Annotated in this window: 19 protein-coding genes; 16 read left to right on the forward strand and 3 right to left on the reverse strand. The window is 71.0% G+C overall.

Annotated elements, in window-relative coordinates; genetic code table 11:
- Genes D7X96_RS09715 through D7X96_RS09730 form a run of 4 tightly spaced genes read left to right on the forward strand, consistent with a single transcriptional unit; the run spans window position 1 to window position 4,216 of the window.
- A complete protein-coding gene (locus D7X96_RS09715; RefSeq protein ID WP_120547643.1) occupies window positions 1–1,236 on the forward strand; it encodes a sodium:proton exchanger in 1,236 nt (411 codons plus the stop codon).
- Window positions 1,233–2,531 carry a cation:proton antiporter gene (locus tag D7X96_RS09720; protein ID WP_120547642.1) on the forward strand — a complete coding sequence of 433 codons (1,299 nt, stop codon included), beginning with the start codon at window positions 1,233–1,235 and terminating at the stop codon, window positions 2,529–2,531. The genes D7X96_RS09715 and D7X96_RS09720 overlap by 4 nt, the downstream gene beginning before the upstream one ends.
- A 54-nt stretch (window positions 2,532–2,585) precedes the next feature.
- The gene (locus D7X96_RS09725) at window positions 2,586–3,206 is read left to right on the forward strand and encodes an L-threonylcarbamoyladenylate synthase (RefSeq protein ID WP_120547641.1); all 621 of its coding nucleotides are present in this window, start codon (window positions 2,586–2,588) and stop codon (window positions 3,204–3,206) included.
- A 23-nt stretch (window positions 3,207–3,229) separates the two neighbouring features.
- The gene (locus tag D7X96_RS09730) at window positions 3,230–4,216 is read left to right on the forward strand and encodes a hypothetical protein (RefSeq protein ID WP_120547640.1); all 987 of its coding nucleotides are present in this window, start codon (window positions 3,230–3,232) and stop codon (window positions 4,214–4,216) included.
- A gap of 34 nt (window positions 4,217–4,250) precedes the next feature.
- On the opposite strand, the gene D7X96_RS09735 is transcribed toward D7X96_RS09730, so the two are convergent.
- Window positions 4,251–4,544, reverse strand: coding sequence for a hypothetical protein (locus tag D7X96_RS09735; protein WP_120547639.1), 294 nt, complete (start codon window positions 4,542–4,544; stop codon window positions 4,251–4,253).
- Window positions 4,545–4,670: 126 nt separating this feature from the next.
- Here D7X96_RS09735 and xerD point away from each other — a divergent pair, with 126 nt between their 5' ends.
- From xerD to D7X96_RS09755, 4 genes are all read left to right on the forward strand, one after another.
- On the forward strand, window positions 4,671–5,609 hold the full coding sequence (xerD, locus tag D7X96_RS09740) for a site-specific tyrosine recombinase XerD (protein ID WP_121769562.1): 939 nt from the start codon (window positions 4,671–4,673) through the stop codon (window positions 5,607–5,609).
- A gap of 259 nt (window positions 5,610–5,868) precedes the next feature.
- Window positions 5,869–7,380 (forward strand): hypothetical protein, encoded by a 1,512-nt coding sequence (locus D7X96_RS09745; RefSeq protein WP_147442692.1) that lies wholly within the window; start codon window positions 5,869–5,871, stop codon window positions 7,378–7,380.
- 99 nt (window positions 7,381–7,479) lie between these two features.
- Window positions 7,480–8,202, forward strand: a complete 723-nt coding sequence (locus D7X96_RS09750) for a glutathione S-transferase family protein (protein WP_121769563.1) — start codon at window positions 7,480–7,482, stop codon at window positions 8,200–8,202.
- 129 nt (window positions 8,203–8,331) lie between these two features.
- Window positions 8,332–8,775 (forward strand): PAS domain-containing protein, encoded by a 444-nt coding sequence (locus tag D7X96_RS09755; RefSeq protein ID WP_121769564.1) that lies wholly within the window; start codon window positions 8,332–8,334, stop codon window positions 8,773–8,775.
- A 7-nt stretch (window positions 8,776–8,782) separates the two neighbouring features.
- On the opposite strand, the gene D7X96_RS09760 is transcribed toward D7X96_RS09755, so the two are convergent.
- On the reverse strand, window positions 8,783–9,166 hold the full coding sequence (locus D7X96_RS09760; RefSeq protein WP_121769565.1) for a hypothetical protein: 384 nt from the start codon (window positions 9,164–9,166) through the stop codon (window positions 8,783–8,785).
- An 81-nt stretch (window positions 9,167–9,247) separates the two neighbouring features.
- On the opposite strand from D7X96_RS09760, the gene sitA5 reads away from it, so the two are divergent.
- Window positions 9,248–10,486 carry a SitA5 family polymorphic toxin gene (gene sitA5 / locus D7X96_RS09765; RefSeq protein WP_121769566.1) on the forward strand — a complete coding sequence of 413 codons (1,239 nt, stop codon included), beginning with the start codon at window positions 9,248–9,250 and terminating at the stop codon, window positions 10,484–10,486.
- Complete coding sequence (locus D7X96_RS09770; protein ID WP_121769567.1) at window positions 10,483–10,845, forward strand: hypothetical protein; 363 nt, start codon at window positions 10,483–10,485, stop codon at window positions 10,843–10,845. Before sitA5 ends, D7X96_RS09770 begins: the two co-directional genes overlap by 4 nt.
- 3 nt (window positions 10,846–10,848) lie before the next feature.
- On the opposite strand, the gene D7X96_RS09775 is transcribed toward D7X96_RS09770, so the two are convergent.
- Window positions 10,849–12,036, reverse strand: a complete 1,188-nt coding sequence (locus tag D7X96_RS09775) for a DUF4388 domain-containing protein (RefSeq protein WP_120547631.1) — start codon at window positions 12,034–12,036, stop codon at window positions 10,849–10,851.
- Window positions 12,037–12,281: 245 nt separating this feature from the next.
- Between D7X96_RS09775 and trpS the strand changes: the two genes are divergently transcribed.
- From trpS to D7X96_RS09805, 6 genes are all read left to right on the forward strand, one after another.
- Window positions 12,282–13,295: a tryptophan--tRNA ligase gene (trpS, locus tag D7X96_RS09780; RefSeq protein ID WP_121723818.1), complete on the forward strand. Its 1,014-nt coding sequence runs from the start codon at window positions 12,282–12,284 to the stop codon at window positions 13,293–13,295.
- Between the two features lie 201 nt (window positions 13,296–13,496).
- Entirely contained in the window at window positions 13,497–14,309 is an 813-nt protein-coding gene (locus D7X96_RS09785) for a segregation and condensation protein A (RefSeq protein WP_370450104.1), read from the forward strand.
- The gene (scpB, locus tag D7X96_RS09790) at window positions 14,296–15,297 is read left to right on the forward strand and encodes an SMC-Scp complex subunit ScpB (protein ID WP_120547628.1); all 1,002 of its coding nucleotides are present in this window, start codon (window positions 14,296–14,298) and stop codon (window positions 15,295–15,297) included. Before D7X96_RS09785 ends, scpB begins: the two co-directional genes overlap by 14 nt.
- A gap of 30 nt (window positions 15,298–15,327) precedes the next feature.
- Window positions 15,328–18,033, forward strand: coding sequence for a pseudouridine synthase (locus D7X96_RS40845; protein ID WP_121769568.1), 2,706 nt, complete (start codon window positions 15,328–15,330; stop codon window positions 18,031–18,033).
- A 97-nt stretch (window positions 18,034–18,130) separates the two neighbouring features.
- Window positions 18,131–20,248: a HEAT repeat domain-containing protein gene (locus tag D7X96_RS09800; protein WP_120547626.1), complete on the forward strand. Its 2,118-nt coding sequence runs from the start codon at window positions 18,131–18,133 to the stop codon at window positions 20,246–20,248.
- The coding region (locus tag D7X96_RS09805; RefSeq protein WP_502260779.1) for a tetratricopeptide repeat protein at window positions 20,249–20,965 on the forward strand (717 nt) is incomplete at its 3' end.

The raw sequence follows: 20,965 nt of genomic DNA on the forward strand, positions 1-20,965 counted from the left end.
GTGCAAGCGCTGCTCGTCTTCCTCATCGTCGCGGCGTTGTCGCTGCTCGCGTCCAGCCGGTCGCTCCTGGATCCGGGCCGGTTCCCGGCGCTGGCGCAGCTGGCGGCCAGCGGCTTGCTGTTCCTCATCTTCGGCGCCCTGCTGGGGCCGTCCCTCCTGGGCGTGCTCACCGCGCGCAACCTGGAATCGCTCCGCCCGCTGGTGGCGCTGGGGCTGGGCACGGGGGGCGTGCTGCTGGGGCTCAACCTGGAGCCGCGCCTGTTGCGGCTGTTGCCCCGGCCCGTCTACGCGGCGGCGGTCGCGCACGCGGGCACGGCGTTCCTCTTCGTCGCGCTGCCCCTGTCCGTCCCGCTGCTGTTGTCCATGGGCCTGAGGCCCCTGGTGGCGGTGGGCGCGGCGGCGCTCCTGGGCGCGGCGGCGAGCCTGTCCTCCGGCCACTTCGCGGTGCTGGGCTACCGCAACGGCCGGCTGGAGCGCGCGCGCGGCCTGGGCGTGGCGCTGCTCACGATGATGGACGACGCGGTGGGCCTGGGCGTGCTCGCGCTGGGCCTGGTGCTGGGGGCCACGGGCAACGCGGCGGAGGGGCTGGGCCTGGTGTCGCTGGCGCTGCTGCTGGGCGTGGCGTGCGGCGCGCTGCTGGCGTTCCTCACGTATTCGCTCAAGGACCTGGCGGAGCAGACCACGGTGACGCTGGGCATGGTGGCGCTGGTGGGCGGCGCGGCGGCGTACCTGCGGCTGTCGTCCCTGCTGGCGGGCGTGGCGTGCGGCGCGACGCTGGCGCTCATGGGCGGGCGCACCGCGGAGCGGGTGTCCCGGGCGCTGTCGCGCGTGGAGCGGCCCACGTACCTCCTGCTGGTGTTCATGGTGGGCTGCCACATCCACGCGCGCGACGTGTCCGCGTGGGCGCTCTTGCCCGCGTACGTGGGGCTGCGCTTCCTGGGCAAGGTGCTGGGCGGACGGTTCGCGCAGCGGCTCACTGCGGGCGTGTTGGACCTGCCGCCGCGCTTTGGCTACGCGCTCATCTCCCAGGGCGGGCTCGCGCTGTGCCTCGTCGCTGAATACGTGATGCTGGTGCCGGGCTCGCTGTCGCAGCGGGTGCTGGACGTGGTGGCGGTGGGCGCGGTCGTCAACGAGATGCTCGCGCACGGGGCCTTCCGGCACGTGCTGGCCGCGGAGCCCCGGGGCCCGGCCGCGCCCCAGACGCCCTCCGCCGGTGACGCGGGGGTGGCGGCATGAAGGGGTCCATCTTCCGGCTGCTCCTGCTCATGGCGCTGCTGGCGGCCATCACCCAGGCCCAGGCGGTGCGCGCGGACTCCGGCACGCCGGTGCTGCTGGCGGCGGGCGCGCTCCTCTTGTGCGGCCTGTTCGCCGGCAAGGTGGCCAAGGGGATGGGCCTGCCTCGCCTCACCGGCTACCTCCTGGTGGGCGTGGCGGTGGGGCCGTACGCGCTGGGCTTCATCCCCAACGCGGGCGTGAAGGGGCTGGAGCTGGTGAAGGGGCTGGCGGTGAGTCTCATCGCGCTGGTCGCGGGCACGGAGCTGCACCTGGGGCTCATCCGCCGGGTGGGCGCGCGCGTGGCGCTGCTCTGCGCTGCGGTGTGCGGGGTGACGTTCGCGGTGTGCTTCGGGGCGACGTTCGCGCTCAAGCCCGTGCTGCCGTTCCTCACCCCCATGACGGTGCCGCAGGCCCTGGCGGTGAGCGCGCTGTTGTCCACGGTGGTGGTGTCGTTCTCCCCCACGGTGACCATCGCCATCGTGCAGGAGACGTCCGCGCGCGGGCCCTTCACGGAGTTCCTGATGGCGCTGGTCATCATCGGGGACCTGTTCGTGATGGTGGCCTTCGGCCTGGCGGCGGGCATCACCCGCGCGACGTTCGGCGACGGCCTGGACCTGCCCGCGCTGGTGGGCGGGGTGGGGTGGGAGCTGTTCGGCTCCGTGGCGGTGGGCTGCCTGCTGGCGGTGGTGATGCTGCTGTACATGCGCAGCGTGAACCGCGAGCTGCCGCTGTTCCTCGTCGGCCTGTCGTTCGCGGCGGCCGAGGGCGGCGCGCGGCTGCACCTGTCCCCGCTGCTGGTGTCGCTGGCGGCCGGGGCGCTCATCGCGAACCTGGACGAGCGCGAGGGCCGGCGCATCCACCACGCCATCAACCAGGCGGGCCTGCCGGTGTTCGCGCTCTTCTTCGCCGCGGCGGGGGCGGGGCTGAAGCTGGACGCGCTGGTGACGGTGGGGCCGGCGGCGCTGCTGCTCGTGGCGCTGCGCGGCCTGGCCATCTGGGGCGCGTGCCGCAAGTTCGCGCCCGCGGAGGACCCGCGCCTCAAGCGCTACCTGTGGATGGGGCTCATCTCCCAGGCGGGCGTGACGTTCGGCCTGGCGGCGCTGGTGTCGCGCACCTTCCCGACCTTCGGGCCGCAGGTGGAGGTGCTCATCGTCGCGATGATCACCGCGCACGAACTGGTGGGCCCGGTGCTCACCCGGCGTGCGCTGCTGGGCAGTGGCGAAATCCGTGCGGAGGAGGCGAGCGGAGGCGCATAGTGGGGGCACACCCCCGCACCTTCTGGGGGTGGTCTCTGCCAGGAGCCTGCCGTCATGCCCGCCCCCGTCGCTCCCATCCTCGAGGTGGACGTGGACCATCCCTCCCCGCGCCATGTCGCACGCGCGGTGGAAATCCTGGAGAAGGGCGGCGTCATCGCCTACCCCACGGACACGTACTACGGGCTCGGCTGCGATCTGAATTCCAAGAAAGCGATTGAGCGGCTGTATCAGCTCAAAGGTCGCGACAAGAAGAAACCGCTGTCGTTGTTGTGCCCGGACCTGTCGGACGTGGCCCGCTACGCGCACGTGAGCAACTTCGCCTACCGCGCCATGAAGGGCCTGACGCCCGGGGCCTTCACCTTCATCCTGGAGGCGACGCGCCTGGTGCCGGAGGTGATGATGACGAAGCAGAAGCAGGTGGGCCTGCGCGTGCCGGATGCCGCCTTGCCCCGCGAGCTGGCGAAAGCGCTCGGCCGCCCGCTCATCACCACGTCCGCGACCCATACCGACGGTACGGTTCTTTCCGACGCCCGGGACATCAAGACGGCCCTGGGGCATGGCTTGGATCTGATTCTTGACGGGGGCGTCACGTTGAACGAGCCGTCCACGGTGGTTTCACTGATAGGCGATACGCTTGAAATCCTGAGGCAAGGCAAGGGTAGTCTGGAGTCCTGAAATCCTTTCCAGAGGGGGAAGTCTTGGCAGAGGGGGACCTTCCAGCAACGCCAGTCATCGACTCGCCGGAGCGGGTGCCGGGGGCGCTCGCGTTGCTGGGCCTGTTGGTGTTCCGCCCCATTGATCTGCATTACCGGCTGCGCGAGGTGGGCATCCGCGCGCCGGCGGGCCGCATCGGGCAGCTGTGGCGCGAGCAGGCCGAGGGAGGCCGCGCCGCGGGGGCCTACGTCGCGCGGATGCTGCTGCTGCTCGTGGTGCTGTCGCCGGTGCTCACGGTGCTCGCGGGGCTGGGCCTGCGGCTGTTGGGCGTGCCGATGCGGGGCGTCTACCTGGTGTCCGCGGCGCTGTGCAGCGCGGTGGGGCTGGTGGTGGCGCTGGTGTCGGGGCTCGCGTCCGGGGTGATGCTGGGCTCGCTGGCGAGCGTGGCGATGCTGGCGGGGCTGCACGCCACCGCGGGCGGCGCCTTCGGTCCGGAGCACGGCGGCGCGGCGGCGGTGGCGGTGGGGCTGTGCCTGGGCATCGTGTCCGGCCTGTCCGCGGGGAGCATCGGAGGGCTGGCCAACGGGCGCGGCCCGTCCGTGCGCAACGTGCAGGTGGCGGCCATCGCCACCAGCCTGGTGCCCATGCTGGTGTGGAGCAGCGCCGCGACGGTGTCCTTCGCGGGCGCGGTGGCGGCGAGCGCGCTGGTGGCCTTCCTGACGTGCGCGTTCCGGCTGCCGCTCTACGCGCTGGAGGTGCTGGCGCAGGCGGTGGCGTACGCGGTGGAGCGCTTCACGGGCAAGCCCACGCTGCGCTGGGTGCCGGTGCGCCACCACAACCTGAGCTACCTGCCGCACCCGTTCCTGGGCCGTCACCTGGCGCTGGCGGTGCGCTCGCGGCCGGCGGAGGTGCTGGCGGTGGCGGACGCGTGCCTGCGCTCGCCGGGCAACATCCTGGTGGGCTGGCCCTGGGTGGTGGAGGCGCTGGAGCGCGCGCACGCCCAGGAGGCCTCGGCGGGGCCCCAGGCCTGAGAGTGCCTCCGGAGCCTGGGGGGCCGCCCGGGCGCTACTGCTTCTGCACGTTCGTGACGACCTTCGCGCCCACGTCGTTGGGGGCGTAGGTCAGCTTCACGGTGTCTCCCGCGCGGATGCCCTGGAGGGCCTGCGTGAGCTGGGGCTTCGACGTGTCCACCACGTAGGTGAGCGGCGGGGCCTCCGCGGTGGCGCCCTCCAGCTGGATGCTCGTCGGGCTGACGCTCTTCACCTTGCCCTCGCGCGTCTTGGCGGCCTGGGCCAGCGCCGTGTCGCCCATCACGCCCAGCATCAGCACCGCCAGCCACGTCCATGCCTTCGCGCGCATCCTTGCCACTCCTTGAGTGTGGGAAGCGGAAAGGGTGGACCGCTTCCCGGGGTGAAGGCAATGCCGTGCCGGGTGGGGCCGTCAGGGAGTTGCCCCGGGGAGCGCGTCCGGTAGCCTCCGGGGACCATGGAAGGACTGCTCGACGCGTTCATCGCCTTCATCCGCGCGGAGCGGGGCCTGTCCGGCAAGACGGTGGACGCCTACGCGGCGGACCTCACCGTGTACTTCGAGGACCTGCGCTCGCGCGGCAAGGTGGACGTGGCGCGCGTCACCCAGGAGGACGTGCTCGCGCACCTGGTGACGCTGGGCAAGCAGGGCCTGGGACGCCGCAGCCAGGCGCGCCACCTGGCCGCGCTGCGCGTCTTCCACCGCTTCCTCGTCGCGGAGCGGATGGCGGACAAGGACCCCACGGAGGACGTGGACACGCCCAAGTCCCCCCGCAAGCTGCCCGTGTTCCTCACGCTGGAGGAGGTGGAGCAGCTCCTGGCCGCGCCCGACGAGCGCACCGTCACCGGCCTGCGCGACAAGGCCATGATCGAAGTCCTCTACGCCACCGGCCTGCGCGTGACGGAGCTGTGCACGCTGGAGCTCAACAACGTGCAGCTCACGTCCGGCTACCTGGTGACGAAGGGCAAGGGCTCCAAGGAGCGCATCGTCCCGCTGGGGCGCGTGGCGATTGAAGTGGTCCAGGAGTACCTGTCCCGCTCGCGGCCGGAGCTGTTGGGCAAGCGCCAGGCGGACGCGCTGTTCGTCACGCCGCGCGGGCAGGGCTTCACGCGCCAGGGCTTCTGGAAGCTGCTCAAGCGCTACGCGCTGAAGGCCGGCATCCTGAAGCCGCTGTCGCCGCACAAGCTGCGCCACTCGTTCGCCACGCACCTGGTGGAGCGCGGCGCGGACCTGCGCGCGGTGCAGCAGATGCTGGGGCACGCGGACCTGGCGACGACGCAGATCTACACGCACGTCAACAGCGCGCGGCTGCGCAAGGTCTACGACGAGTTCCACCCGCGCAGCGACGCGTTCAAGCCGAAGCCCTCCGCGCGCAAGCGCCCGTCCACGCCGGGGTGAGGGGGACCCTGGCCTGAGGGGAGGGGAGGGAGCCCTCGCGTCGCGGGCGAACGCAATCGCTTGCGGTGGAGACGCACTCCGGGCCGCATGCGCGCGGCGTCAAAGCCGGTGCGCAGAGGAAACGACGCATTCCGGGGAAGTGGATCGCCTTGTGCAGTGCAGGACGGCGGCGGCGGACATGGCGTCCGCGGCCCTGTCGCACGTCTCGCGATCCACCCCACTTGCGGGCGCGGTGTGGCCCACGAAGGTCTGCTCGTCCATGAAGCGAACTCGCCCATTGTTGTTGTCCGGCGTCCTGGCGTTGTCCCTCTCCGCCTGCAAGGTGCCGGAGGCCGACGCCGCGGAAGCGAAGCCCGCGCCCAAGAAGGCACCCACCTCTCAAGTGGTGCCGGTCTCCGGCACCGCGCCCACGGACGCGAAGGTCCGCACGCCGTTCGCCGCGGCCCGGGAGGTGTACGAGCGCAGCGCCGTGAACGCGAACCCCTTCGCGGACAACAACGGCAACGTCCCGCCGCCCTCGGTCTATCAGGGGCCGCTGTTCAGCCTGAGCCATGACTATCCGCAGACGCCCGTGGCGCCGCCGGCCAATCCGCCGTGGATCGCCGCGCTCAAGGGACAGCCCATCTCCAAGGCGAACGCGCTCGCGTACGTGAACGCGCTGAAGGCGTACATCGCGCCGTCCATGCAGACGCTGCTCTATGACTACCGCCGGTGGGATGCGGCGAAGGAGGGCTGGTACAACGAGCCGTGGCTCGCCTCCATCCGCGAGAGCATCCACGGCACCTACGTGGGCTCCGAGTTCCCCGCGAGCACCTTCTCCGCGACCGGCCTCCGCGTCGACATGACGACGTACGTGCTGACCTACTACGACAAGGTGGCGGCGTACGCGCTGGGCCAGGTGTGGGGCAAGACGGCGATGACGCCCACGCTCACCAACACCTCCGCGCAGTTCCCGGAGGGCTCCATCGTCATCAAGGTGGCGTTGACGAGCGCGCTGGCGAAGGACTGGCCGGTGATGGAGGGCGCGTCGCTGTGGCCCGTCTACGTGACGCCGCCCAACGGCCCCTCCGGCGCGAAGCCGCAGGTGATGAATGCGTCCATCATGCAGTTCGACATCATCGTCAAGGACACCAAGACGGCGCCCAAGACGGGCTGGGTGTTCTCCACGCTCGTCTACGACATGCGTGTGCCGGGCAGCCCCTGGGACAAGATGATCCCCCTGGGCGCGATGTGGGGGGATGATCCGAACGTCAACTCCACGCTGAACCCGGGCATGCCGCTGCAGGAGACGGTCATCAACCCCGCGGCGCCCGCGTACTCCACCGCGACGCTGGGGTGGGGCGGCCGCCTCTCCGGGCCGAACGACGGCGCGGTGGTGGCGCCGGCCTCCGTCAACGGGCAGATTCTCCCGGCCGTGCAGGCCTCGTCGTGCATGAGCTGCCACAGCGTGGCCGAGTGGCCCATGAAGACGTTCCTGTTGCCCACCACCACGATGCCGCCCACGGTCGTCGGGCCGAACAAGGACGCGCTCGTGCTGGAGCCGCCGGGGTCGCAGGCGTGGATGAAGTGGTTCCAGAACAACCCGGGCAACGTGCCGCTGGATCCCGGGACGGTGCCCATGGACTTCGACATGGTGTTCGCCTTCAAGTCGCTGCCCGCGTGGCAGGCGGCGACGCAGGGCAACAGCGGGATGAAGGCCTTCGAGGCCGCGGACCTCCTGCGCGGCACGCCGCCCGTCAACCCGCGAGACCTCAAGTACAACGGCCAGTAGGCCCGTGACGTTTCGGGGGACCCCCTGCCCAGCATGGGGTCCCGTCCGCCTTCTCTATCCTGACAAGGGGCTGTCACGAACCGGGCCTATCGTGGCGTCATGAACACGAACGCATCACCTCCGCTGACGCTGCTGGAGCTGGCCGACACGGGCCTCCCCGGCGTCGAGAGCTACTCTCCCTTCTGCCTCAAGGTGCACCGGGCCCTGAAGTTCGTGGGGCTGCCGTACGCGCGTGGCTGCGCGGACAACCCGGCCTCGCACCGCAAGCACAACCCCACCGGCCAGGTGCCGGTGTTGCTGGTGGGGGCGGAGGCGGTGCCGGACTCCACGGCCATCCTCGCGCGCATCCAGCAGCTGGCTCCGGGCCGCATCGACGCGTCACCGGAGGCGCTGCTCTGGGAGGAGCTGGCGGACACGTCCCTCAACGGCTTCCTCGTCGCTTCGCGCTGGGCGGATGACCGCAACTGGCCGAGGACGCGCGCCGCGTTCTTCCACTTCATGCCGGCGCCGGTGCGCGCGGTGGTCCCGACGCTGATCCGCCGCAAGCAGGTGGAGAAGCTGGTGGCGCGGGACGTCTGGCGCGCGGGGCCGGAGGCCTGCTGGCGCCGGTTCGGGTTGCTGCTGGACCAGCTGGACGCGCGCGCGCCGGAGCAGGGCTTCTGGCTGCAATGCGGGCTGAGCGTGGCGGACCTGGCCCTGTTCGCGCAGCTGCAGAGCCTGCGGACGCCGCTCACGCCGTGGCAGGGCGCGGAGGTGGACCGGCGTCCGCGTTTGAGCGCGTGGCTGGGGCGGGTGGACGCAGCCACCCGCACCGCGAGCTGAGGCGGGCAGGGGCCTTCCGTCCGATAACGGAGGCTTGCTCCCGGTTGGAAGCACACCACCCAACGTTCAAACGTTGGACACGGTCATCGCCCCGACGTGCTGGGGAGGAGGTCTCCTACGGTTGCGTGCATGAACCCGACCGCGCACACGCCCCCCACTGGTGAACCCGTTCCCCTTCAAGCGACGACGTCCGAGTCGCTCGACGCGCTCATCCAGCGGGTCGACAACATGTCGGAGGTGGAACTGGATCACCTCCCCCTGGGGATGATCCAGCTGGACAGTCAGGGGCGGATCCTCAAGTTCAACCGGACCGAGGCCTCGCTGGCGCGCATCCAGGCCCGCGAGCAGATCGGCAAGAACTTCTTCTACGACGTCGCGCCGTGCACGCGCGTGCGGCAGTTCTTCGGCCTGTTCCAGGAGGGCGTGCGGGCGAAGAAGCTCTATCAGACGTTCGGCTTCGTCTTCCGCTTCGCGCACGGCGCGCGCCACGTGGCCATCACGCTGTTCTACAGCGACAAGACGGACTCGGTCTGGGTGCTGGTGTCCGACAAGAAGATGCCCGGCGAGGGTTGAGCCGCCTTCAGCGCACGAAGCCCGCCACGGGGCTTTCGAAGACCTTGCTCACGGCGTTCATCGTCCGGAGCCAGGCATGCGCCTCGTCGCCAAGCCGCCCGTAGACGCGCACGTCCACGGGCCGGGCGACACCGAGGAGCGCCTTGAACTCCGGCCACCCGGAGATCCGCCGGATGTGCTCCATGACCTCGCGCGAGTCCGCGAACGTGATGACCGCGCCGGCCTCCGTGTCCTCGGGCCGGGCGTGGAACTGGATGCTGATCAGGCTGCGCACGCCCTCGGATTCCAGGCGTTGAACCGCGGCCTGGACGGTGGATGAGAAGACGTCGAAGGACGCCGTCCGTTCGAGCACCTCCACGAGGGTGATCCGCTCACGGGCTGCCGGGTCCATTCGCGTGCTCCCTTCTTCGAAGACCCACCGGGCTTCCCCTGGGGTCGAGTCACACGCTAGGGAGTGGATCCGGAGGGGCCCATGGCCTTTCGAGTCCAGCTCGCTGTCCTGCTCCTCGCCCTGCTCAGCGCATGTGCTGCCCCGAAGGGCAGGGTGCGGCTGGATACCGGCGACGGTGCCCCCATCGAGTACAGCCCGCCTTCTGCTCGGGCCGTGACCGTGGAGGCGGATGCCTTCGAGAAGTCACTGACCGAGCTGGTCCTGGTGACGCCCCTGCGGCTCCGGGCTGCGCGGCCAGGGGACTGGGTGCGTGCCTCCTATGACGGCGGCTCCCGGGAGCGCGCCTTTGGAGGTTTCTGTGAGCCCGGGCCTCGCCGGGGCAACTGCATCTCGCTGGTTGAAGACGTGATGGGGCTGGGGGACTGGGACAAGTTCAGCGTGGCGCTCGCGCTGTCCTTCGACCCGCTCAAGGAGAGCATCGCGAGGGCCGTGGAGGAGACGCTGGCGCCGCAGCTCTTCTATTCAGTCATCGCCACCGGACTCGTGACCTGGGCCGCGTTGGCCGCCAATCCCGAACCGGCCTTCACCAAGGTCGCCGCGGTCGTGTCGGCACTGCTGCTGGTCTACCTGGGCGCGGAGACGTTCCTGGAGCTGATTGAAGCGAGCCAGGACCTGAAGCTCGCCACGGACAGCGCCACGACCTGGAGGGAGCTGGAGCAGTCCGGCCAGCGCTTCGCGGCCAGGGTCGGGCCATCCATCGCGAGAGTCCTGGTCCTCGCGGCCACGGTCGCGGTGAGCCACGGCATGACGGGTGGCGCGTCGTTGCTGGCGGCCCGGCTTGCGTCGCTGCCGAACTTCCCGGGAGGCGCGGTGGCGGCCTCTCGCGCTGGCATCAACGTCGCGAGCCTCGATCAGGTGAGGGCTGTGTCCGTCTCGGGAGGCGTCATCACGCTCTCCCTGCCGTCCACGGTGGTCGCGATGGTGGCGAAGGGGACAGGCTCAAGTGGGGCGCGCTCCTGGAACTCCTTCAGCGCGCTGAAAAGGGCGCGAGGACCCGCGGGCCCAGGCAAGCAGTGGCACCACATCGTCGAGCAGACGGACGGCAACGTGCAGCGCTTCGGTCCTCAGGCCCTGCACAACACCGACAACGTGATCGCCCTCGACGAAGCCATCCACCAACGGATCAGTGGGTACTATTCATCGAAGATTGCTTCCTTCACGGGATCCCAGACTGTGCGGCAATGGTTGAGCACCCAGTCCTTCCAAGCCCAACGAGACTTCGGCATGAAGACCCTCATTCGCTTTGGAGCCATTCCTTGAGCACCCGGAGATTTCAGAAGGCCAGTAACGAAGAGCTCCTTCAGTGGTACGTAGAGGGAGCCGTCGAGTCCGGACGAGCACTGAACGCTGGTGACTCGCGGTCCGCCAATCGCGCCGCCGACAAGATCTCGGCGGCCTACCGGGAGCTCCGGAGCCGTGGTGCTACGGACCAACTTCTTCCGCTGCTCCAGAGCCAGGATGAAACCATCCGTTCCTTCGCCGCAGCCCATGCGCTGGAGTTCGCTCCGGAACTCGGCGAGCCCGTATTGCTCTGGATCGCGAAGCGTCCAGGGCTCAATGGGCTCGCCGCGGAATACGCGCTCAAGACCTGGCGTGAAGGCACACTCAAATTTCCCTGAGCGCTAGTTCCCGCCCAGGTCTCCCAGGTTCAACCCGTACGGATCCGTGGTCGTCCGCCTGGGCGCGGGCTCCGGTGCGCCGGGTGCCAGCGGGGCCACGCGGATGAGGCCCGCGGCCCTCAGGCGCTCCACGGAGCGGGACGCGGCCAGCTCTCCCATGGCCGCCGTGCGCAGGGCCTGCCGGATGCTCCGGCTGCCCCTCAACTTCGAATAGAGATACAGGTCGTCCGCCGTCAGGTCCGGCGGAGCAGGGCGGGGGATGGGCTCGAACACCAGCCTCCCGTCCAACGCGAACAGCGCGTCGCTCAACGCCAGCGTCAAACCCACCTCCGCCTCGCGGTACAGCGCGTGCGCCTCCGGCACCGGCCCCCGCTCCAACACCTGCGCCGCCAACGCCACCGCCAGGTCGTACTTGCGCGATGACAAGAAAGCCCGCACCAGCGCCAACAGCTCCGTGAACTCCGTGGACTCGCCCACCGTGAGCCCCGTGGTCCGGTGCGGCGCCAGCGCTCCGCGCCGGTACAGGTGCAGCACCCAGCGCGCCGCGAACAGCGGGGCCTCCCTCGCGCTCGCCAGCAGCTCGCCCAGCGTCGCGCCTCCCGACGCCAGGTCCAGCAGCACGTCCTCCTCCTCGGAGAACGTCTCCACCGCGAACTCGCGGAACACACGGAACGTCGTGTCCAGGCGCGGGAAGATGTCCCGGAACTGCGCCCACTCCTGCACCCGCGCCACCGCGTCCCGGTGCAGCGTGCTCAAGGGCAGCCGCAAGCCCACCGCGCGCCCGGACAGGGGCAGCCCCGGCGTGAACTCCACCTCGCCCGACTCCCAGGCGTAGCAGTCGAACAGCGCCTCGCGCGCCTTGTGCTCCATCGCCTCCGTCAGCTGCGACAGCTCCACGAAGCAGCGCTGCACCAGGAACGTGCCGTAGGGCAGGTTGGCCCCTTCCGACGCCTCGAACGCCGCCGCCGCCCGGGGCGCGTCCAGGATGCGCAGGTTCACCAGCACCTGTGCCAGGTGCTCCCTCGGATCCGTGGAGGCCACCCCCACCAGGTGCCCGTCCCGCAGGTAGAACTCCCGGCGCACCGCGCCCCGCTCCACCCGCAGCGTCCCCTCCACACCTGGGGCCGTGTACAGCGGGGGCATCACCAACTGGAGCCGGTAGCTGGCCAGGTTTCCCGTGAACGCTTCCATCCGTGGGCGCCCTCCAAGGCGGTCCGCTGTGCTGCGCCGGCCGCCAGGGTACCTGGGAGACTTGAGACGTCTCAACCCCTCGAAACTGCTGGGCTTTTCCTGTCAGGGCGAAATGTTCCAGGAATGCCGGGCGCGCGAGTGTCAGGCATTCAAAGGGCCCACCTGTCCCAACGGAAGGTTGCAGCACGACGGCGGGTGTGCGAACGAGCCGTGTCCTCCACCCGTCATTCGGAGCGCGAATCGCGATGCGGATTCTCTCAGGCGTCCAGTCGTCCGGAAGGCTGCACATCGGCAACTACTACGGGGCGATGCGGCAGTTCGTGCAGCTCCAGGACCAGGGCGAGGCCTACTACTTCATCGCCAACTACCACGCGCTCACCACCGTCCGGGACCCCAAGCTCGCGCTGGACCTGACGCGCGACGCGGCCCTCACGTACCTGTCGCTGGGCCTGGATCCGAAGAAGGCCGTCCTCTTCCGTCAGAGCGACGTGAAGGAGGTCCTGGAGCTCAACTGGATCCTCGGCACCGTGGTGCCCCAGGCCCACCTGGAGCGCGCCCACAGCTACAAGGACAAGGTCGCCAAGGGCATCAGCCCGGACTTCGGCCTCTACGCGTACCCCGTCCTCATGTCCGCGGACATCCTGCTCTACAGCGCGGACCAGGTCCCGGTGGGCAAGGACCAGATTCAACACATCGAGTTCGCGCGCGACTGGGCCGTGAAGTTCAACACCCAGTACGTCCCCGGCTACGACCCGGCGGATCCGGAAGGGAAGGAGCGGGGCCACGCGCCCGGCATCCTCAAGCTGCCCTCCGCCTTCGTGCAGGAGAACGCCGCCACGGTGCCCGGCATCGACGGACAGAAGATGTCCAAGTCCTACGGCAACACGCTGGAGCTGTTCGGCGAGGAGAAGGACATCAAGAAGCGGATCATGTCCATCAAGACGGACTCCACGCCCGTGGACGCGCCCAAGCCCACCACGGACGCGCCGCTCTATGACTTGCTCAAGCTGATGCTCCCGCCCGGCGAGTTCTCCGACGTGGACGCGTCCTGGAAGGCCGGCGGCAAGGGCTACGGCGACTTCAAGAAGAAGCTGCTGGACGCCTTCCACGTCACCTTCGGTCCCGCCCGCCAGCGCCGGCAGGAGCTGCTCAACGACCCGGGGGAGCTGGAGCGCATCCTCAAGGACGGCGCCGAGCGCGCCCGGGCCGAAGCCACCCGCCTGATGGACCAGGTGAGACGGGCCGTGGGAATCCCCTGAACGCCCGTTCCTGTTCAAATGTTTGACCCCCCTGGGAGGCATTGCTAAGGAGGTCTGTCCCCCCGGCGCTCGTAAAGCCCGGGATTTCGGCCCCTTACGCATGACGAAGTTCCCATCCCCCCAGAAGGACGCCGGCCGGTGAGCGAAGGTCGCAAGCCCCCACCGCCCGACGACCTCCCGCCGGACCCCGACGGGGAGGGATTGCCGCGCACGCCCGGAGACGCGTTCCGGGTGGCGCTGCCCAACTTCGAGGGTCCTCTGGACCTGCTGCTCCATCTCATCAAGGAGCACCGGGTCGACATCTTCGACATCCCGCTGGCGCTGATTACGGCCAAGTACCTCGAGTACCTGGAGCGGATGCGGGAGCTGAACCTGGACATCGCCGGCGAGTTCCTGGTGATGGCCTCCACGCTCGCCCACCTGAAGAGCCGCATGCTCCTGCCCCGGCAGGATGCCGCCCAGGTGCCGGAAGGGGCGGACGTCCTCGCGTCGGTGGAGGAGGCGCAGGACCCCCGCGCGGAGCTGGTGCGCCGGCTCCTGGAGTACCAGAAGTACAAGGAGGCCGCGGAGCACCTGGCCATGCAGGACATCCTGGACCGGGACGTGTTCGCCCGGAAGGTGCCCGTGGAGGCGGTCCCCATCCCCGAGGACGAGGTGGGGCTCCAGGAGATTTCCGTCCTGAAGCTGGTCGAGGCGCTCGACCGGGTGCTCGAGCGGCTGACGCCCAAGGTGCAGCACGAGGTGGTGCTGGAGCGCGTGAGCCTGTCGGAGGCCATCCTCCGGGTGGCCGACCGGGTGAAGAAGGACGGGCAGGTGGTGTTCGAGGCGCTGTTCACGGAGGCGGCCACGCGCCAGGAGGTGGTCATCACCTTCATCGCCATGCTGGAGATGGTGAAGCGCCGCCTCATCAAGGTCTTCCAGGAGGAGCCCCTGGGCCCCATCCAGGTGACGCCCAACGGGGACGCGCTGGAGAAGCTACTCCCCACGGAGGTCGACGAGAGTGACTACCGGTAACGGTCCCGACGACGCTGACGAGACGCCCGCCCCCGGCACGCCCGGCGGCCCCGGCCAGTTCTCCGAGGAGGAGATCGCCTCCGTCACCGGCCCCGGCCCCGACGACGCGGAGCTGGACGGGGTGGAGGCGGCCGCCATCGAGGAGGGCTCGGACGACGACGAAAACGTCCCGGACCTCCAGTCCTCCTTCGAGAAGCTGCTCGCCAAGAGCCGCAACCTCTCCCCGGACCGCATCCGCACGGTCCTGGAGAGCGTGCTCTTCGTCGCCGAGCGCCCCCTGTCCGTGGACGAGCTCTACCAGGCCACCGGCATCCCGAGAGAGCCCATCCTCCAGGCGCTGGATCAGCTCTCCGGCATCCACCGGGAGGGCATCAGCGGCATCGTCCTCTACGAGGTGGCGGGCGGGTGGCAGTTCCGCACGGACCCGCACTCGGCGGAGTACGTCCGGCGCTACCTCCGGGTGAAGCCGCAGCGGCTCACCCGCGCGGCGGTGGAGACCCTGGCCATCATCGCGTACCGCCAGCCCGTCACCCGGCCGGAGCTGGAGGACATCCGCGGCGTGGACTGCGGCGCGGTGCTCAAGGCGCTGATGGACCGCAAGCTGGTGAAAATCCTGGGGAAGCGGGAAGAAGTCGGCCGCCCCATCCTTTATGGAACCACGCGCGAGTTCCTGGAGTTCTTCGCGCTGAAGGACCTGTCCGCGCTGCCCACGCTCCGGGAATTCCATGAGTTGACCCAGGAGCACCGGGAGATCGTGGAGAAGGAAGCGGCGCCCCCGCCTCCGAAGGCGGAGGGCACGGTGGCGGCGCTGTCGGACCCGAACTTCACGAAGCGGATGGAGAAGAACGAGGCGGCCAGTGAGGCCGCCTTGGAGGAGCTGGAGGAGGCCATGGCCGCCGCGGAGCGGAGCCAGAAGGTCAGCGCCAGCATCCTGGAAAGCCCCCCTTCGCCCGAGAAGGGTGATAGCGAGGGGCCCAAGCCCGAGTGATGGGCGGCAACAACTGGAAGAAGGCACGGAATGGCGGCGGAACGTTTGCAGAAGTACCTGGCTCGCGCGGGAGTGGCTTCGCGCCGGCACGCGGAAGAACTCATCACCTCCGGTCGCGTCGGAGTGAACAACGAGACGGTGACGGAGCTGGGCAGCCGGGTGGAGCCCGGAGTGGACCTGGTGACCGTGGATGGGAAGCTCGTCACGCCGCCGGAAGAATCGTCGTACTACCTGCTGTACAAGCCCGTGGGCGTCGTGACGACGCTGTCGGATCCGCAGGGCCGGCCCACGGTGGCCAGCTACGTGGAGGAGACGGGCCGCCGCCTGTTCCCCGTGGGCCGTCTGGACTACGACGCCGAAGGGGCGCTGCTCTTCACGGATGACGGCGCGCTGGCGCACAAGCTCACGCACCCCAGCTTCCAGGTGCCGCGCTCGTACCTGGCGAAGGTGAAGGGCGTGCCGGACATGCCCACGCTGGAGAAGCTGCGCGGGGGCGTGCGCCTGGAAGACGGCATGGCCACGCCGGTGTCCGTGGACATCTTCGAGAAGGCCGAGCGCAACACCTGGCTGAAGATCGTCGTGGCGGAGGGCCGTCCGCACCTCATCAAGCGCCTGTGCGCGGCGGTGGGGCACCCGGTGGTGCGCCTGTTCCGTCCGAACTACGCGGGCGTGGGCGTGGAGGGTCTGCGCCCCGGCGAGCTGCGGCCGCTGAAGACCGCGGAAGTGCTGCAGCTCACGGAGGTGGCGGAAGGCCGTGCGCAGCCGGCGCCCTCGGACCTGAAGCTGCCGCCGCGCCGTCACGGGCGTTCGGCGCCGGGCTTCGGCGGGGCGGATGACGACGACATCGAGCTGTCGATGGACGACGACGCGCCGGTGGCGCCGCGCAAGACGGAGCGCGCGGCGAAGAAGGCCGCGACGGGTCCGAAGACCCGCGAGGCGCGTCCGGAGCGCAAGGAGTGGAAGGGCGTGCAGGACGGAGGCACGCGTCCGCCGAAGTTCGCGAAGCGTGGAGCGACGCTGGCCGCGGACGACAACGCGGATCTGGATGACGTGCCGACGTTCGACGACGACGGTGACGAGACGGAGTCTGACGCCGCCGAGGGCGCGACGTACGGCAAGGCCGCGCGTGGCGCGGGCCGTACCGGCAAGCCGGCCCGGGAGGGCGGTGCGGGTGGCCGTTTCGGCAAGCCGGCGGGAGCGGGCCGTGGGGGTGACGAAGCGCCGCGCGGGCGTTTCGGCAAGCCGGCGGGCCGTGGTGGCGACGAGGGTGGTGCGCCGCGCGCGGGTGGCCGTTTCAGCAAGCCCGCGGGCCGCTTCGGTGATGAGGGCGGTGCTCCTCGCGGCCGCGGCTTCGGCAAGCCCGCTGGTGCGGGCCGTTCCGAGGGCGGTGCCCCTCGCGGTGGCAGCCGCTTCGGTGCCGAGGGTGGTGCTCCTCGTGGCCGCAGCTTCGGCAAGCCCGCTGGCCGCTTCGGTGACGAAGGTGGCGCGCCGCGCGGTGGTGGTCGGTTCGGTAAGCCCGCCGGTGCGGGTCGTGGCGGTGACGAAGCTCCTCGCGGTCGCAGCTTCGGCAAGCCCGCGGGCCGTGGTGGTGATGAGGGCGGTGCCCCTCGCGGTCGCAGCTTCGGCAAGCCCGCTGGCCGCTTCGGTGATGAGGGCGGCGCGCCTCGTGGCCGCAGCTTCGGCAAGCCCGCTGGCCGCTTCGGTGACGAGGGCGGCGCTCCTCGCGGCCGCAGCTTCGGCAAGCCCGCTGGCCGCTTCGGTGATGAGGGCGGCGCGCCTCGCGGCCGCAGCTTCGGCAAGCCCGCTGGCCGCTTCGGTGACGAGGGCGGCGCTCCTCGCGGCCGCAGCTTCGGCAAGCCCGCTGGCCGCTTCGGTGATGAGGGCGGCGCGCCTCGCGGCCGCAGCTTCGGCAAGCCCGCTGGCCGCTTCGGTGACGAGGGCGGCGCTCCTCGCGGCCGCAGCTTCGGCAAGCCCGCTGGCCGCTTCGGTGATGAGGGCGGCGCGCCTCGCGGCCGCAGCTTCGGCAAGCCCGCTGGCCGCTTCGGTGACGAGGGCGGCGCTCCTCGCGGCCGCAGCTTCGGCAAGCCCGCTGGCCGCTTCGGTGATGAGGGCGGCGCGCCTCGCGGCCGCAGCTTCGGCAAGCCCGCTGGCCGCTTCGGTGACGAGGGCGGCGCTCCTCGCGGCCGCAGCTTCGGCAAGCCCGCCGGTGCGGGCCGTGGCGGTGACGAGCGCGCCCCGCGGCGCTCCTTTGGAGACGAAGGCGGCGCTCCTCGCGGCCGTTTCTCCAAGCCGGCCGGCGGCAGCCGCTTCGGCAAGCCCGCCGGTGCGGGTCGTTCCGAGGGCGGTGCCCCTCGCGGTGGCAGCCGCTTCGGCGGGGAAGGCGGTGCCCCTCGCGGCCGCGGCTTCGGCAAGCCCGCGGGTGCCGGTGGCGACCGTCCGGAGCGCCGTGAATGGAAGCCGCGCGGCGAGTCCGCGGGCCGTCCCGAGCGCAGGGACTTCAAGCCCCGTGGCGAGTCCTCCGGCAGCCGGTCTCGCGGCGGCGGTGAGTCCGCGTCCAGCGCCTCCGGCGAGCGCATCGTCCGCGCGGGCGTGAAGAAGGGCCCCCCGAGCGAGCGCGCCGGCGGCTTCCAGGACTTCAAGGAGCGCAAGACGCGCGACTCGGAGCCGCGCTGGAGCAGCAAGGCGCCTCGGGGAGGGGCAGGCCGTCCGCCCCCTCGTGGCGGCCGCTCCCGCTAAAGCACCCATCCTCCCGGGTCGTGCCGTCGGTGGGCGGCCCGGGAGGCCGTTGATATAACCGCCGCCTACCTCCACCGTCCGCCGCTCCGGGAGAACGATGCGAATCCGCGTGCGACCCCTCTTCCTCGCCCTGACCCTGCTCGTCGGGTGCAACGGCAACCGGGATCAGCTCCTCGCGGAGATCCAGGACCCCCGTCCCGAAACCCGCGCCGCCGCCGTGCGGAAGCTGGCCGAGCAGAACAACCCGGACGACCTGGTCCTCTTCACCCGCGCCGCCAAGGACCTCTCCGCCTTCGTCCGCGGTGAAGCCGCCGGAGCGCTCGGAGAGAGCCAGGATCCGCGCGTCGTGGATCTGCTCGGCGAACTGCTGGAGGACCCGGACGAAGCCGTGCAGGGCAAGGCGGCCCTGGCGCTCGCCAAGGTGAAGAACGACAAGGCCAAGGCGTACCTCACGCTCCAATACGGACGGCGGGGCCGCGCCACGCGCCAGGTCATCGTCCAGGCGCTCAAGAGCGCCAACGTCCCCGGCGCCATGGCCACCGTCGTCGCCGCCGAGTCCAAGGGCCTCTGGGACCGCAACCTCCTGGCCCTCACCGAGGGCGCGCTCCCCGAACGCGTGGGCGCCGCCGAGGAGCTGGGCAAGAGCGGCCGCGCCGACGCCGTGAACCGGCTGATGCCCATGGTGCGCGACAGCCAGGTCATCCTCGCCGCCGCCGCCGTGCGCGGGCTGGGCGACGCGGGCGACACCCGCGCGGTGGCCCCCATCGCGCTCCTGCTCGACGAGAGCTTCCCGGAGCTGCGCGAGTCCGCCATCGGCGCGCTGATGAAGCTGCAGGACCCGACGGCCGCGACGAAGCTCCAGGCGGTGGCGGTGGAGAAGAGCGCGGTGAGCCCGCTGGCCATCGACGCCATCCTGACCTTCCCGCGCACGCCCACGACGGACGCCGCGCTGTGCGCCATCGCGCTCGACGGCGCCCGAGACGAGGCCCTGGACGCCGCCCGCGCCATGCGTTCGCGAGGCGGCTGCCCGGCGGAGCCCATCGCGGACCGGCTGTCGCGCCCGGCCTCCGCGGCGGCGGGACTCCAGGCCGTCGCGGGCCTGGGCCCGGCGGCGCAGGCGCTGCTGCCCAAGGTGACGCCGTGGCTCAACCAGCCGGACGCCAACCTGCGCACGCTCGCGGTCGAAGCGGTGACGAACCTGGGCGACGCCTCCGTGGTGCCCGCCATCCAGAAGCTCTACGAGCAGGAGGTCGCCGGTCTCACGGCGCTGCGCGCGGACTGGGTCCCGCAGGCGCTGCCGCAGAAGTACGCCGCGGACCTGGACCCGTCGGCCCCGCGTCCGGAAGCAGGGAAGGGCAAGGACGACAACAAGTCCGCGCGGCACGCGCAGCTCTTCGAGCGGCTCCAGGCCCTCAACGCGGCCCGAGCGAAGGAGGCCGGGCGCGTGGTGGTGCCGCCGCGAGTCCCCTCGGAGCTGAGCGACGACGTGGAGCCCGCGAAGCTGCAGCCGCTGGCCACGCTGCTGACCGCGCTGGGCAAGCTCAAGGCGCCCGGGGCGCTGGAGCTCCTCAAGGGCTACGCGGATGACGTCAGCCCGGTGCTGCGCGCGGCGGCGCTGGTGGGGCTCACGTCCGTGGGCCCCGAAGGCATCGAGGTGGTCCGCGCGGCGCTGCTGGAGCCCGACCGCGAGCTGCAGAAGACGCTGGCGCTGGCGCTGGCGGAGCAGGGCGAGGCCGGGCAGCTGGCGCTGGTGGCGTCGCTGCCGAAGATGGGCAGTGAGAAGCTGGTGGTCCTGGATGCGCTGACGCGCGTGGGGCCGACGCCGGCGTCCGCGTCGCAGGCGCTCCAGGGCGTGGTGAAGGAGGGTGGGGCGGAGGCGGCGCTCGCGGCGCAGCTTTTGGGGCGCATGGGCGCGAAGGACGCGGTGCCCACGCTGCTCAAGGCGCTGGACGACTCCAACAGCGTGGCCCGTCGCGACGTGCTGCTGGCGCTGGGGGCCATTGGCGACGCGAAGTCGGCGGAGGTGGTGGGGCGGGACCTGTACCACGACCTGCCGGAGATCCGGGCCGCGGCGGCCACGGCGCTGCGCAAGATGAACTCGGGCGTGGAGGCCGAAGCGCTGGACGCGCTGAAGGGCGACTACTTCCGCGAGGTCCGCGTCGCGGCGGGAGCGTCGCTGACGAAGGAAGGCACGGCGGCGGGCGGGGCGCAGTGAATGGAGCTGCGCGCGCTCAAGGACAAGGCGGCCGAGGCCTTCAGCAAGGGCCGCTTCGCCAAGGCCGCTGAACTGTACGAGGACTACTGCCAGGCGGATCCGAAGGACCACCAGAGCCGGCTGCGCATGGGGGACGCGTGGGCCAAGGCCGGTCAGCGAGACCGCGCCGTCTCCGCGTACCAGTCCGCGGCGGAGGGCTTCGCGAAGGAGGGCTTCCTGCCGCGCGCCATCGCCGCGAGCAAGCTGATCCTCGAACTGGATCCGTCCCACCAGGGCGTGCAGCAGATGCTCGCGGACCTGTACGCGAGAAGGGGCACACCGGCCACGTCCCGGGCGAAGCCGAAGGAAGCCGCACCGCCATCCACGCCCGCGAATCTCGTCTCGCAGCGGGAGACTCCGCCCACCGAGACGCCCGCGCCGCTGGAGGCAGGCGGAGCGCCGGTGGACCTGTCGGATTCGCTCCCGCCCGAGCTGGCCCTGCCGGACACCCGGCCCGTCGCGGACGAGGTCGTCATCTCCGTCGAGGTGGAGCTGGAGCCCGTGACGGCCGAAGCAGTCGTATCACCCACACCATCCGCCGTACCCGCGCCGCAGGGCCAGTCCGTCCGCGTCGCCCCGCCGTCCCCACCTTCCATGCCCGAGCTTCCCCTGACCCGGACGCCCAGCGGACGCTGGCAGGCCCTCGCGCCGCCCATCACCGACGACACCGCTCCGGCC

Source organism: Corallococcus interemptor, assembly GCF_003668875.1.
Taxonomy (GTDB): domain Bacteria; phylum Myxococcota; class Myxococcia; order Myxococcales; family Myxococcaceae; genus Corallococcus; species Corallococcus interemptor.